At 64.5% G+C, this 13,290-nt stretch carries 12 protein-coding genes; 8 read left to right on the forward strand and 4 right to left on the reverse strand.

Annotation, left to right across the window (positions count from 1 at the left end; genetic code table 11):
* Positions 1 to 64: 64 nt before the first annotated feature.
* From LRX75_RS17670 to LRX75_RS17690, 5 genes are all read left to right on the forward strand, one after another.
* Positions 65 to 1,162, forward strand: a complete 1,098-nt coding sequence (locus LRX75_RS17670; protein ID WP_231815989.1) for an efflux RND transporter periplasmic adaptor subunit — start codon at positions 65 to 67, stop codon at positions 1,160 to 1,162.
* Positions 1,159 to 2,226, forward strand: coding sequence for an efflux RND transporter periplasmic adaptor subunit (locus LRX75_RS17675; protein WP_231815990.1), 1,068 nt, complete (start codon positions 1,159 to 1,161; stop codon positions 2,224 to 2,226). Before LRX75_RS17670 ends, LRX75_RS17675 begins: the two co-directional genes overlap by 4 nt.
* Positions 2,223 to 5,312, forward strand: coding sequence for an efflux RND transporter permease subunit (locus LRX75_RS17680; protein WP_231815991.1), 3,090 nt, complete (start codon positions 2,223 to 2,225; stop codon positions 5,310 to 5,312). Before LRX75_RS17675 ends, LRX75_RS17680 begins: the two co-directional genes overlap by 4 nt.
* A gap of 185 nt (positions 5,313 to 5,497) precedes the next feature.
* Positions 5,498 to 6,202: a haloacid dehalogenase type II gene (locus LRX75_RS17685; RefSeq protein ID WP_231815992.1), complete on the forward strand. Its 705-nt coding sequence runs from the start codon at positions 5,498 to 5,500 to the stop codon at positions 6,200 to 6,202.
* Positions 6,203 to 6,218: 16 nt separating this feature from the next.
* Entirely contained in the window at positions 6,219 to 7,010 is a 792-nt protein-coding gene (locus LRX75_RS17690) for an aldolase (RefSeq protein ID WP_231815993.1), read from the forward strand.
* Between the two features lie 56 nt (positions 7,011 to 7,066).
* On the opposite strand, the gene LRX75_RS17695 is transcribed toward LRX75_RS17690, so the two are convergent.
* The 3 genes from LRX75_RS17695 to LRX75_RS17705 all read right to left on the reverse strand — a co-directional run bounded on the left by LRX75_RS17695 (position 7,067) and on the right by LRX75_RS17705 (position 9,553).
* Positions 7,067 to 8,557: a PAS domain-containing protein gene (locus tag LRX75_RS17695; protein WP_231815994.1), complete on the reverse strand. Its 1,491-nt coding sequence runs from the start codon at positions 8,555 to 8,557 to the stop codon at positions 7,067 to 7,069.
* 184 nt (positions 8,558 to 8,741) lie between these two features.
* Complete coding sequence (locus LRX75_RS17700; protein WP_231815995.1) at positions 8,742 to 8,894, reverse strand: entericidin; 153 nt, start codon at positions 8,892 to 8,894, stop codon at positions 8,742 to 8,744.
* A gap of 71 nt (positions 8,895 to 8,965) precedes the next feature.
* Complete coding sequence (locus tag LRX75_RS17705; RefSeq protein ID WP_231815996.1) at positions 8,966 to 9,553, reverse strand: DNA-3-methyladenine glycosylase; 588 nt, start codon at positions 9,551 to 9,553, stop codon at positions 8,966 to 8,968.
* 207 nt (positions 9,554 to 9,760) lie between these two features.
* Between LRX75_RS17705 and LRX75_RS17710 the strand changes: the two genes are divergently transcribed.
* Positions 9,761 to 10,066: a hypothetical protein gene (locus LRX75_RS17710; RefSeq protein ID WP_231815997.1), complete on the forward strand. Its 306-nt coding sequence runs from the start codon at positions 9,761 to 9,763 to the stop codon at positions 10,064 to 10,066.
* Positions 10,067 to 10,095: 29 nt separating this feature from the next.
* Positions 10,096 to 11,106, forward strand: coding sequence for a YihY/virulence factor BrkB family protein (locus LRX75_RS17715; RefSeq protein WP_231815998.1), 1,011 nt, complete (start codon positions 10,096 to 10,098; stop codon positions 11,104 to 11,106).
* Between the two features lie 107 nt (positions 11,107 to 11,213).
* Here the strand turns inward: LRX75_RS17715 and LRX75_RS17720 are convergent, their stop codons facing one another.
* Positions 11,214 to 11,390, reverse strand: a complete 177-nt coding sequence (locus tag LRX75_RS17720; RefSeq protein WP_231815999.1) for a DUF2735 domain-containing protein — start codon at positions 11,388 to 11,390, stop codon at positions 11,214 to 11,216.
* A gap of 422 nt (positions 11,391 to 11,812) precedes the next feature.
* Between LRX75_RS17720 and LRX75_RS17725 the strand changes: the two genes are divergently transcribed.
* Complete coding sequence (locus LRX75_RS17725; protein WP_113148895.1) at positions 11,813 to 12,853, forward strand: glutamine synthetase beta-grasp domain-containing protein; 1,041 nt, start codon at positions 11,813 to 11,815, stop codon at positions 12,851 to 12,853.
* Positions 12,854 to 13,290 lie beyond the last annotated feature (437 nt).

A 13,290-nucleotide genomic window follows, 5' to 3' on the forward strand; every position in this document is an offset into this window, starting at 1 on the left:
CTTTAGGAAACTGCAGGGTTTCCCGTCAAGTCCGAGAGGCCTTTATCCCGGACGGAACGGCAATATGGATCCGATCATGACCTTCCCCTTCCTCCGCATGGCGCTCGCCGCTGCCCTGGCGGTGTCTTTCCTGACGGCCTGTTCCGACGACGAGGCGGCGGCGCCCAAGCCCGTGCCGCGCGTGCGGGTCGAGGCCGTCGAAGCCAAGCCGTCCCGGACCGAGATCAGCCTGACCGGTTCGATCGCCGCGCGCACCGAGACGAACCTGTCGTTCCGCACCAGCGGCCGCATCATCGAACGGCTGGTCGATGTCGGCGACGCCGTGCGCAAGGGACAATTGCTCGCGCAGATGGACGACGAGGTGCAGCAGGCCGATCTCGACTCCGCGCGTGCCACGCTGTCGGCGGCCAATGCCGACCTGTCGCATGCGACGGCGGCATTCGCGCGCCAGCAGACGCTGCTGCGCGCCAATTCCACGGCGCAGACGACCTACGATCTCGCGGAAGAAAACCTCAAGGTCGCACGCGCCTCGCTGAAATCAGCCGAGTCGGCGCTTTCGAATGCCGAGGAGACCCTGTCCTACACCAAGCTGACCGCCGATGCGGACGGGATCGTGACGGCGCGCAACGCGGATGTCGGAGAGACGGTGCAGGCTGCGCAGGCCGTCTTCTCCGTCGCCGTGGACGGGCCGCGCGATGCGGTGTTCGATATCTACGAATCGCTCCTGGGAAGCGGCGAACCGCCGGAGGTTACCGTCAGCCTCGCGTCGGACCCCTCCGTCGTCGCCCGCGGCCCGGTGCGCGAGATCGCGCCGACCGTCGACCGGCAGACGGGAACCGTGCGTGTCAAGGTCGGTCTGGATCAGCCGCCGGCGGCGATGACGCTTGCCTCGGTGGTGCGCGGCACGGTGTCGCTTTTCGGCCCGCCTGCCTTCACCCTGCCGCCGACCGCGCTCGCCGCCTCGGGCGGAAAGCCTGCTCTGTGGATCTTCGATCCCGCTAACACCACCGTTTCGCTCCGCCCGGTGACGCTTGCCGAATACCAGACCGGCGCCATGATCATCGCCACCGGCCTGAAGGCCGGCGATCAGGTCGTCGTCGATGGCACGAAGCTGCTGCGTCAGGGCCAGACCGTCATGCTGTCCGAGGGGAACACCCCATGAAGCCCGCCCTCCTTCTCCTGCCGATCGGCTTCCTGCTGGCGGCCTGCTCCGAGGATCACGAAGCGGCGCCACCGCCGCCGCGGCCGGTAAAGTCGCTGGTGCTGGAGGAGACGAATTCCGTTCCGCTGTCCTTCGCCGGTACCGTCGAGCCGCAGATCGTCACCAATTACAGCTTCCAGATCCTCGGGCGCATGATTTCGCGCAATGTGCAGGTCGGCGACGGCGTGGAGCGGGGCACGCTTCTCGCCGTGCTCGAGGCGACGGCGCTCGAGCAGGACGTTCAGGCCGCGCAGGCCTCGCTCGTCAGCGCGCAGGCGTCCGCCAATAATGCCCGCGTCGTCGAGCAGCGCCAGAAGGGCCTGTTTGCCAAGACCGTCGTGTCGCAGGCTGCCGTCGAGGATGCCGTACAGGCCGCACAGGCGGCGCAGTCCGCCGAACTGCGGGCGCGGGCAAACCTTGCCAAGGCGCAGGAGCGGCTGAGCTATGCGAAAATTGCGGCCGACTATACCGGCGTCGTCACCAGCACGGCCGCCGAACCCGGCCAGGTGGTTGCCGCCGGACAGACCGTGGTGACGGTGGCTCGGCCCGACCTCCGCGATGCCGTGGTCGATCTTCCGGCTTCCGCGGCCTCCGGCGTGAAGATCGGCGATCCCTTCGCGGTCGTCCTCCAGTCCGATCCGACGACGGTGGTCAAGGGTCGCGTGCGCCGCATCGAGCCCTCGGCCGATCCCGTCACGCGCTCGCAGCGCATCCGCATCGCCCTGCAGGCGGCGCCCGCCGCGTTCCGCCTGGGATCTGTCATCTCGGTGTCGCTGCCCGACACGCGTCCGTCCGAACTTCTGCTGCCGGCCTCGGCCATCGTGACCCGTGACGGCAAGACGCGGGTGTGGATCATTCCGGAGGGGGCCGATGCCGTCGCCCTGCGCGACGTGACGACCGCCGGCACCGGCGGCGACCGCGTCACCATCACGTCCGGCCTCAAGCGCGGCGACCGCGTCGTCGTCGCCGGGGTCAACAGCCTGACCGACGGGCAGAAAATCCGCATCTCCGGAGATTTGAAATGAAGCCGTTCAACCTGTCGGACTGGGGGCTGGGTCACCGCTCGCTTCTCTGGTATTTCATGCTGGTCTTCTCGCTCGCCGGCTTCCTGTCCTACATCAATCTCGGTCGCGAGGAGGATCCCTCCTTTACGATCAAGACCATGATCATCACCGCGCAGTGGCCCGGCGCCACCGTCGAGGACACGATCAAGCAGGTGACGGAGCGGATCGAGAAGAAGCTCGAGGAACTGCCGCAGCTCGACTATACCAAGAGCCAGACGGTGGCCGGACAGACGACGGTGTTCGTCTATCTGCGCGAAACGACGCCGGCAGCCCAGGTCGCGCCCACCTGGGTGCGGGTGCGTAACCTCGTCAGCGACATCAAGGGCAACTTTCCCTCCGGCGTGCAGGGGCCGTTCTTCAACGACAGTTTCGGCGACGTGTACGGCAATATCTACGCCTTCACCTCGGACGGGTTCTCCCAGCGGGAGCTTCGCGACACGGTGGAGGCCGTGCGGGCCGAAGTGCTGACCGTGCCGAATGCCGGCAAGGTCGACATCATCGGCGCGCAGGACGAGGTCATCTTCCTCGAATTCTCCTCCCGCCAGCTGGCGGCGCTCGGCATCGACCAGCAGAGCGTGGTCGATACGCTGCAGGCCCAGAACGCGGTCGCCCCCTCCGGCGTCATGCAGGACAGCCCGGAGCGCATCAGCGTGCGCGTCTCCGGCCAGTTCTCCTCCGAAGAAAGCCTGCGCAACCTCAATCTGCGGGTCAACGACCAGTTCTTCCGGCTGAGCGACGTCGCCTCCATCCGCCGTGGCTACGCCGATCCGCCGAGCACGATCTTCCGCTACAATGGCGAGCCGGCCATCGCGCTGGCGGTCAACATGAAGCAGGGCGCCAATCTTCTGGCGTTCGGCGAGGCGCTGACGGAGCGCATGGATGCGATCGAGCGGAAGCTGCCGGTCGGCATCGACGCGCATCTCGTCTCCGACCAGCCGAAGATCGTGGACGAGGCGGTGTCGGGCTTCACGCGCGCGCTGTTCGAGGCCATCGCCATCGTGCTTGCGGTCTCCTTCGTCAGCCTCGGCCTGCGGGCCGGGCTCGTGGTCGCCGTGGCGATTCCGCTCGTGCTCGCCATGACCTTCGTCATCATGGAGTATCTCGGCATCTCGCTCCAGCGCATCTCGCTCGGCGCGCTGATCATCGCGCTCGGCCTGCTGGTGGACGATGCCATGATCGCCGTGGAGATGATGGTGGCGCGGCTGGAGGCGGGCGATGATCTGCGCACGGCCGCCACCTATGTCTATACGTCCACGGCCTTTCCGATGCTGACGGGCACGCTGGTGACCGTCGCGGGCTTCATCCCCGTCGGCCTCAACAACAGCGCGGCCGGTGAGTTCACCTTCACGCTGTTCATCGTCATCGCCGCATCGCTTATTCTTTCCTGGATCGTGGCCGTGCTCTTCACGCCGCTTCTGGGCGTGCTCATGCTGCCGAAGACGATGAAGCAGCACCACGGCTCCAAGGGCATCGTCGCCCGCATCTTCTCGCGCCTGCTGCTCGTCTGCATGCGTTTCCGCTGGGTCACGATCGCCGTGACGCTGATCGTCTTCGCGGGCTCGGTCTACGGCATGCAGTTCGTGCAGCAGCAGTTCTTCCCGTCGTCGGACCGGAACGAGCTCATCATCGACTGGAACCTGCCGCAGAGCGCGTCGATCCGCGAGACACAGCGGGAGATCGCGCAGTTCGAGGCGGAGAAGCTGAAGGGCAATCCGGATGTCGAGCACTGGTCGAGCTATGTGGGGCAGGGCGCGCTTCGCTTCGTCCTCTCGTTCGACGTGCAGCCGAACAGCCCGGCCTTCGGCCAGACGATTATCGTCAGCAAGAGCATCGAGGCGCGCGACCGGCTGAAGCCCGATCTCGAGGCCTATCTGAAAAAGACTTTCATAGGCACCGATGCCTATGTGAAGCTTCTCGATATCGGCCCGCCGGTCGGCCGTCCCGTCGCCTATCGCGTCAGCGGGCCGGACATCCAGACGGTGCGGCAGCTCGCGCTCGATCTCGGCAATATCGTCGGCGGCAACAAGCATCTGGGCGACGTCGCCTATGACTGGAACGAGCCGTCGCGCGTGGTCAAGATCGACGTGCTGCAGGACAAGGCCCGCCAGCTGGGCATCACCTCGCAGGCGATCGCCACGACCATCAACGGCATCGTCGGCGGCACGACGGCGACGCAGGTGCGCGACGACATCTACCTCGTCAACATCGTCGGCCGCGCGGTCGAGGCGGAGCGCAGCTCCATCGAGACCCTGCGCGATCTGCAATTGCCGGTCGGCGACGGGCGGTCCGTTCCGCTCGCGGCCGTCGCGTCCTTCCGCTACGATGTCGAGCAGCCGCTGATCTGGACCCGCTCGCGCATCCCGACCGTCACCGTGCGGGCCGGCATGATCGACAAGGTGCAGCCGGCGACGGCGGTGGCCGAGCTCGATCCCGCCGTGAAGTCCTTCGAGGCGACGCTGCCGCCGGGGTACTCGATCGCCGTTGCCGGTGCCGTCGAGGAAAGCGGCAAGGCGCAGGGGCCGATCGCCGCCGTCGTGCCGCTGATGCTGTTCGTCATGGCGACGATCCTGATGATCCAGCTGCAGAGCTTCAGCCGGCTCTTCCTCGTCTTCGCGGTCGCGCCGCTCGCCATCATCGGCGTCGTCGCGGCGTTGCTGCCGAGCGGTGCTCCCATGGGCTTCGTGGCCATCCTCGGCATTCTCGCGCTGATCGGCATTCTCATCCGCAATTCCGTGATCCTCATCGATCAGATCGAGACCTTGCGGCGGGACGGGGTCGCGCCCTGGCGCGCCGTGGTCGAGGCGACCGAGCATCGCATGCGGCCGATCATGCTGACGGCCGCCGCGGCCAGCCTCGCGCTCATCCCGATCGCGCGTGAGATCTTCTGGGGCCCCATGGCCTACGCCATGATCGGCGGCATTATCGTGGGCACGGTGCTGACGCTGCTCTTCCTGCCGGCGCTCTATGTCGCCTGGTTCCGGATCCACGAGGAGAAGACGGACGCACCGGCGGCGGATGCCCATCCCGCAGCCCAGCCGCAGGCCTGACGCCACTCCCATACGATCCTGATCCACCGGCGCCGCCCGTCCACGCGACGGGCGGCGTTTTCGTGCGGCACCCCGGCCCGGGCTGACGCACGGGTCAGCGTCGAACCCGTTCACGGGCCTGCGAATATTTCGTTTCCCAAGCGTGGAATCCTTTGCCAAAACATCGGGATCAAGGAGACGATGCGATGACATTGACCGGACCGCGGCCAGACTGGCTGACCTTCGATTGCTACGGCACGCTGATCCAGTGGGACGAGGGCCTCATGGCGGCGATCGCCACCATTCTGTCAGGCGAAGGAGACGCCGCCGATCCTCAGGCGTTTATCTCGACCTTCGACGGGCATGAGCATGCGCTCGAAGCCGAGCGGCCGCATCGATCGTTCCGCGAGGTCAGTGCGCTTGCCCTGGAGAAGACGATGGCGGCGTTCGGCCGCGCGTTCGATCCGGCGGATGCCGAGATCCTTACCGGGTCGATCGGCCGCATGCCGCCCTTTCCGGAGGTGGTGGAGACGCTGCGACGGCTGAAGGACGCCGGTTTCAAGCTGGCCATCATCTCCAACACCGACGACGCGATCATCGCGGGGAACCTCGCGCAACTGGGTGGCGCCATCGACCGCGTCATCACGGCGGAGCAGGCAGGGGCCTACAAGCCGACGGCCCAGATCTTCCACCACGCCTGGAAGAGCCTCGGCATTTCCAGCGAAGAGCTGGTGCATATCTGCGCAAGCCCGCATCTCGATCTTGCGGCAGCGCGAGACTTGGGCTTTCGTGCGGTCTGGGTCGATCGGGGAACGGGTCGCAAGCCGCCGCAGGACTACCGGCCGGATGCGCGCGTTCCCACGCTCGACCTCGTGCCCGGCCTGTTTCAGGCCGCCGGCTGGATGCAATAGGACACTGGAGGCCGACATGGCGCATGAACTGACGATCCCGAAAACCGGCCCCGTGCTGCTGCGCAATTCGTCGCTCGATACGGACGAGATCTGGCAGGCCCGGATCGATCTCGCCGCGAGCCTCCGCATGGCGGCGCGGCTGGGGCTGGAGGAGGGCATCTGCAATCACTTCTCCGCGGTCGTCCCGGGCCATCCCGATCTCTTCCTCGTCAACCGCCTCGGCTGGGCCTTCCAGGAGGCGACGGCATCCTCGCTGCTGATCTGCGACTTCGAGGGCAATGTGATTGCGGGCGACGGGGTGCCGGAGGCGACCGCGTTCTACATTCATGCCCGGCTTCACAAGATGAGCCCGCGCGTCGGCGCCGCCTTCCATACGCATATGCCGAATGCGACGGCGCTGAGCATGGTCGAAGGCGAACCGCTCGTCTGGGCGGGGCAGACGGCGCTGAAATTCTACGGCCGCGTTGCGATCGATGAGCATTATAACGGGCTGGCGCTCGACGAGCGCGAGGGCGACCGGATCGCCGCCGTCCTGAGTGACAAGGACATCCTGTTCATGAAGAACCACGGCGTCATGGTCTGTGCGCCGAACATCGCCGAGGCCTGGGACGACCTTTATTATCTGGAGCGTGCGGCCGAGGTGCAGTTGAAGGCCATGAGCACCGGTCGGAAGCTTCTGCCGGTGTCGCACGAGATCGCAAGCGCCGCGGCCCGCCAGATGCGGGAGGGTGATCCGGAAAGCGCCCGGCTGCATCTGGAAAGCGTGCGGCGCGTGCTGGACCAGCAGCAGCCGGCCTATCGAACCTGAGGGCGCGGGCGGAACGCGCAGAGCCTCTCCGGCGAACCCGTGTTCGGCAGATAGGCTCAGGCGGGATGTCTGTCCTCGCTGTCCTCGTCTTCGTCGCCGATCGGCGCTTCCATCGTGAAGACGACGCCCGTGACATCGTAGCGGAGTTCCGCGCTGCCGCCGAGACTGTTGGATAGCACGCGCTCGATCATGCGGGTGCCGAAGCCGCGGCTGGTCGGGGGCGACACCGGCGGGCCGCCGCTCTCCTCCCAGGTCAGCTTGAGGCGGTGCAGGGGCGCGTCGGGCAGGGCGTGCCAGCGGACGCGGATACGTCCCGACAGGTTGGAGAGGGCGCCGTACTTGATGGCGTTGGTCGCCAGCTCGTGCAGAGCCATTGCCAGCGTCAGCACGAGGTTGGACGATACCTGCAGGTCCGGCCCGTCGATGTCGATCCGGTTGGGATAACTATCCCAGAACGGATCGAGCGTCGCCCGGATGATCCGGCCGAGATCGGCACCGGAGAAATTGCCGGACACGAGCAGGTCCTGCGCCGCGCCGATCGACTGGAGGCGCGAGGTGATCGCCTTGCCGGCGGCGTCCTTGTCCGGGGCCTGGCGAAGCGTCTGGTTGATGACCGACTGCACGGTGGTCATCAGGTTCTTCATGCGGTGGCTGAGTTCGCGCACGGTGATCGCGCGCGCTTCCTCGGTCCGCTTGCGGTCGGTGATGTCCATCGACAGTCCCGACATCTGCGACGCCTGCCCGTCGGCCTCGTAATAGACGAGCCCGCGCACATGCGCCCAGCGCATCCGTCCATCGGGAAGGACGCATCGGTGCTCGACATCGTACTCCTCGTGATTCTCCACCGCTTTGCGGAAGGCGTCGTGCACCCGCGCCTGGTCTTCCGGCAGAACGGCATTGAGAAGATTGTCGACGGTGAAGTCCTCGTCCGGCCCATAGCCGAAGGTCGCCTTGCAGTCCGGCGAGGCCACGAGATTCATGGTGGAAATGTTCAGCGTCCAGTAACCGAGATGGCCGGCCTCCATGGCAAAGCGCAGCTGCGTCTCGTTGCGCTTCAGCTCAGCCGTGCGCTTCTGGACTTCGCCCTCGAGCAGATCACGGTCGCGCTCCAGGCGCACGACGCGATCGCGCTCCATGGTGACGTCGAGCTGGGACGCGAAGAAATAGGTCAGTTCGCCCTTCTCGTTGAAGACAGGGGAGATCAGCAGGCGATTCCAGAAGAGTTCGCCACTTTTCTTGTAGTTCACGACGTCGATTTCGATCGGATACCGGTTGGTGATCGCGTGCCGCACTTTCGCGATATCGGCGCGATCCGTCTCCGGCCCCTGCAGGAAACGGCAGTTCCTGTTGATGATCTCATCGCGCTCGTAGCCGGTGAAGCGGACGAACGCGTCATTGGCAAAGACGATCGGATTGTCGGGCTTGGAGGGATCGGTGATGATCATCGGCATGCGCGTTGCGCGCACGGCCGCTGCAAAGGGATCGGGCCCCAGATCCTTGCGGATGATCTGCGCCTCGATGCGCTGGTGCTCTGTGGCGTCGTTCAATGATCGTCCTCTCGGTGACCTTTCTCCTAGACGGTAAATTCAGGGCGGCCATTTAAAAAGAATAATGTCGGCTGACGAAATCTGGGCACGCGGAACCGCGTCCCGTTTGCTGGATGCGGGACGCGGCGGCCTCGTGAGATCCGATGAGTGATACGGCGCGCGACCGTATCAACGTTTCCCTGCCTCAGCGTCCGCTCTGCGACAGCACGCGGTGGCTTGCATTGTCGAGCGCTCGGCTCGTGTCCTGTCCGTCACGCTTCAGACCGTTTGCCGTATTGCCGCAGCCGGCAAGCGTGAGGGCGGCGACGCCGAGGATGGCGATGAGGATCGGGCGCATGGTGTCTCCTGTGCGATTGTGCGTTGGGGTTCGTTTATCGGATAAGAAAACTGTGGCGGGACGCGCCTTTTTCAATGCTCGTTCGCGGATGTGTTTGCATCGGTTGTCGTTCGCGCAAATGCGCGGCTTACATAGGCGGAGCCGGTAAGGCCGAACCGCCAGGGATGTCCGATCGCCTTGGTGATGCCGATGCGGGGGCCCGTCATTACCGCCGGCGGGGACCCGGGATCCGAGATGGAAAACGGCGGCGCAAACAGGGACAGCCCGTCATGCCCGCCATCGATGCCGAGCGCCTGACAGACCCGGCCGGGACCTGCGCACAGCCGTTTCGGATTGTCGAGCCCGCGCCGTCGCGCCATGATATCCTGTCCCGATATCGGCTGCAGCGCCCGGATCAGCACGGCGCTGCCCGGCCGGCAGACTATGTTGACGCACCAGTGAATGCCATAGGACCTGTAGACATAGGCATGGGCAGGCGGGCCGAACATGGCGCGGTTGCGGGGCGTCTGACCGCGAAAGCTGTGGGAGGCCGCGTCGTCCGGCTCATAGGCCTCGGTCTCCACGATCACGCCGCCGATCCCATCCACGAAGAACGACGCGCCGATCAGATCGCGGGCAGCGGCGACGGCGGAGCGGTCGAAAAAGGCAGGATTGATCATCTCGTCTTTCTGTCGTTTGGGGCAGGCCGGCGCGGACGATCCGTGGGCCCGCCGACGTCCTGGAACCGATACCGGCCCGAGGATAACGTCATGCAGCAGCTGTCATCCGTTCGAGAGCCCTCGGCGCATTACGAAGGATGTGATCAGGGCTCTCTGCTGGAACCAGACCGCTGATCTCTCCGTTCTCGTAGAAAGAGGAGATCTGGTATGTTCGTCAAGGATTTCATTCGCGTAACGCTCCTATCGGCGGCCATCGCTCTTCCTGCCAGCGCGCCCTTCGCGCAAGCTCAGCAAGGCGAATGCGCCGTCGGCGTGCCACCGGCCGGCACGTCGCCAAATGCGAACCCCGGCAGCGGCGCGCTGACGGAGAAACTCGACGACTGCAACGGCGTGCTCAAGCCACCGTCCGTCGGCGATGGCGAGATCGTTGCGCCCGCACCGCAGACAGGTCAGATGCCGGTGATCACGCCAAATGAACTGCCGCAGGATGGAAATCCGCCGAAACAGCCGTAAGTCTCTCTCAAAGACTGTAAGAGGGTTTCATGGCAGACGGATATCAAGCCGGCAGGCAAGCAGCGACAGTGGGCGGCGCGCCGCTTCCGGACGACGACAAGCGGGGCCGTCTTGCCGAGACGCCGTCGGCCATTCCCTACCCCGGACTGAAGGACGTCTTTTGGCGTGTCATCGCCGAGATCAGCGAGGACCGGGTGACGCTGATCGCCGCCGGCGTCACCTATTATCTCCTGCTCGCGCTGTTTCCGGCACTGGCCGCGCTCGTGTCCATCTATGGCTTCGTTGCGGATCCCGGCGCGATCGGCGCGCAGGTAACGCTCCTCTCCGATATCGTGCCGACCGGCTCGCTCGACATCATTCTCGACCAGTTGAAGACGCTGGCGACGCAGAAGACCTCCACCCTGTCGATCGGCTTCATCTTCGGCCTCGTCGTCGCGCTGTGGAGCGCGCATAACGGGATGCGCGCCCTGTTCGACGCGATGAACATCGCCTATGGCGAGACCGAGAAGCGCGGCTTCTTCAAGATGACGGGGCTCGGCTTTCTCTTCACGCTGGGTGCGCTCGGCGTCGCGGTCGTCGTCATCTCCGCCATCGGCATTCTGCCGGCCATGCTGTCCTTCCTCTGGCTTGATCGCTGGGTGGAGCTCCTGGCCCGGTTCGCGCGCTGGCCGCTGATGCTGGCCATCGTCTGCTTCGCCACGATGATGCTGTATCGCTACGGACCGAGCCGCGAGACGGCGCAGCTGCGCTGGCTGACCTGGGGTGCGGCCTTCACCAGCATCGCCTGGCTCGGCGCCTCGCTCGGCTTTTCCTATTACATCGAGAATTTCGCCAACTACAACGCCACCTACGGCACCCTCGGCGCCCTGATCGGCTTCATGGTGTGGACCTGGATGTCGGTGATCATTCTGATCGTGGGGGCGGAGATCAATGCCGAGCTGGAGCATCAGACGACGGTCGATTCCACGACCGGGCATCCCATGCCGATGGGCGAGCGCGGTGCCTATGTGGCCGACACCATCGGCGACCCCGCGGCGTAATCACGCTAGATCGGAGAAATCCCTCGGAGATCGGACATGAAAAAAGCGATTGTCGCATCTCCGCGGCAATCGCTCTAAACGTCTGAAGGAATGTGGCATCTGTACCCTTACTGGGGCTTCGTCTCGTTCATGGCGGCTTCGTGGTACCAGCTGTCGATGATCACGGGGGAGGCCTCGGCCTCGACCTTGGCATCCAGGCCGGTCTTCCAGGTCTTCAGCCCCTTCAGGCCGCCGATCGGGAATTGATAGATCGTTGCCGAGTGGCGCTGTGGTGTCGTTGTCATGGCATCGGCTCCCTTTTCTGTGTTGGAGGTATATGACGTTCATATGCACATATTTTGCGCTGAATGTCTAAAAATAAATCAAATCCCTGTTGGGTTTTCGCGCATTTTTCCTGTCGGGGCCGGAATTTCGATCTGACTCTCGCTTTCTGCCTTCATTTTCCACTTACCGATTGCCTCGCTGGAGGCCGTGTGCCCGCGTTGACGCAACCTGCTGTCGTTGCGGGCCGGAAATTGCGCCGTCTTTTCAATCGCACGGTCGTCGGGCGCCCGTTTCCGCCGCTTCGCCCGTTAACAAATTCGTCATCCTTGGCACCGACGCGCGGAACTGGCACGGCTTGTGCATTCCTTACAGATCAGAGGGGTCGGTCTCCGGTTTCGGATGTCGGTCTTCTGGATTGCTCACCACCTATGAGAGATTTGTCATGACCAAGTATAAGCTCGAGTACATCTGGCTCGACGGGTACACACCGGTACCGAACCTGCGCGGCAAGACGCAGATCAAGGAATTCGACGCGTTCCCGGCACTGGAGCAGCTGCCGCTCTGGGGCTTCGACGGTAGCTCGACCATGCAGGCCGAAGGCCGCAGCTCCGACTGCGTTCTCAAGCCCGTCGCTCTCTATCCCGATCCGGCCCGCACGAATGGCGTTCTCGTCATGTGCGAAGTCATGATGCCGGACGGCGTCACCCCGCATCCGACCAATGCCCGCGCGACCATCCTCGACGACGAAGGCACGTGGTTCGGCTTCGAGCAGGAATACTTCTTCTACCAGAACGGCCGTCCGCTCGGCTTCCCCGAGCAGGGCTACCCGGCGCCGCAGGGCCCGTACTACACGGGCGTCGGCTACAGCAATGTCGGCGACGTCGCACGCGAGATTGTCGAAGAGCATCTCGACCTCTGCCTGGAAGCCGGCATCAACCACGAAGGCATCAACGCCGAAGTGGCCAAGGGCCAGTGGGAATTCCAGGTGTTCGGCAAGGGCTCCAAGAAGGCTGCCGACGAAATCTGGATGGCGCGCTATCTGCTGCAGCGCCTGACCGAAAAGTACGGCATCGACATCGAGTACCACTGCAAGCCGCTCGGCGACACCGACTGGAACGGCTCGGGCATGCACTGCAACTTCTCGACCGCCTATATGCGCGAAGTCGGTGGCAAGGCGTATTTCGAAGCGCTCATGGCCCAGTTCGAAAAGAACCTCATGGAGCACATCGCCGTCTACGGCCCCGACAACGACAAGCGTCTGACGGGCAAGCACGAAACGGCGCCGTGGAACAAGTTCAGCTACGGCGTGGCCGACCGCGGCGCGTCCATCCGCGTTCCCCACTCCTTCGTCAAGAACGATTACAAGGGCTACCTGGAAGACCGTCGTCCGAACTCGCAGGGCGACCCCTACCAGATCGCGTCCGCCGTCCTCAAGACGATCTCGGAAGTTCCCACCGAAGGCTACGCCTCGGCTGCTGCCTGATACCTCCGCGCGTTCCGCCTCTTCGCCGCTGGCGCAAGGGGCGGGCAGGTGATGGCCTATCGAACGGAATAACGAACGGCGCCGGGAAACCGGCGCCGTTTCTCTTTGTCGAGACGAGAGCGTTGGGACGGATCGATATCGACATGGCCGCGCGTCTTAGATGGCGCGCCTCGTCTGGCTGTCGTCCCGCCGTGGTTGATCCGGATTACTGCGCGCGCGTGTGTTGGTTTCCCGTAAACCAACCAAACTCTCGGATGTCTTTGCCGTCGCTCGTCTCCTCGGCATGAACGCATTCCACTTCACCAACACGAAGTCATAGACCTCCGCCAGAGGCGGAGGTTTGGGACGCTGCGCTTGGACCACTTGAAGTGGTTTTGTTACAAGTTAGTAGGAACCCTTGAAAAGGTCTGCATGGTCAGAAGCCTTATCGGCCTTTT

Origin of the sequence: Rhizobium quercicola, assembly GCF_021168455.1 — a bacterium.
Lineage (GTDB): Bacteria > Pseudomonadota > Alphaproteobacteria > Rhizobiales > Rhizobiaceae > Ferranicluibacter > Ferranicluibacter quercicola.

Coding starts and splice junctions, on each gene's coding strand:
- LRX75_RS17710 (WP_231815997.1), top strand. CDS start 9,761: ATGTTCGTCAAGGATTTCATTCGCGTAACGCTCCTATCGGCGGCCATC.
- LRX75_RS17690 (WP_231815993.1), top strand. CDS start 6,219: ATGGCGCATGAACTGACGATCCCGAAAACCGGCCCCGTGCTGCTGCGC.
- LRX75_RS17715 (WP_231815998.1), top strand. CDS start 10,096: ATGGCAGACGGATATCAAGCCGGCAGGCAAGCAGCGACAGTGGGCGGC.
- LRX75_RS17725 (WP_113148895.1), top strand. CDS start 11,813: ATGACCAAGTATAAGCTCGAGTACATCTGGCTCGACGGGTACACACCG.
- LRX75_RS17680 (WP_231815991.1), top strand. CDS start 2,223: ATGAAGCCGTTCAACCTGTCGGACTGGGGGCTGGGTCACCGCTCGCTT.
- LRX75_RS17685 (WP_231815992.1), top strand. CDS start 5,498: ATGACATTGACCGGACCGCGGCCAGACTGGCTGACCTTCGATTGCTAC.
- LRX75_RS17720 (WP_231815999.1), bottom strand. CDS start 11,390: ATGACAACGACACCACAGCGCCACTCGGCAACGATCTATCAATTCCCG.
- LRX75_RS17705 (WP_231815996.1), bottom strand. CDS start 9,553: ATGATCAATCCTGCCTTTTTCGACCGCTCCGCCGTCGCCGCTGCCCGC.
- LRX75_RS17700 (WP_231815995.1), bottom strand. CDS start 8,894: ATGCGCCCGATCCTCATCGCCATCCTCGGCGTCGCCGCCCTCACGCTT.
- LRX75_RS17670 (WP_231815989.1), top strand. CDS start 65: ATGGATCCGATCATGACCTTCCCCTTCCTCCGCATGGCGCTCGCCGCT.
- LRX75_RS17675 (WP_231815990.1), top strand. CDS start 1,159: ATGAAGCCCGCCCTCCTTCTCCTGCCGATCGGCTTCCTGCTGGCGGCC.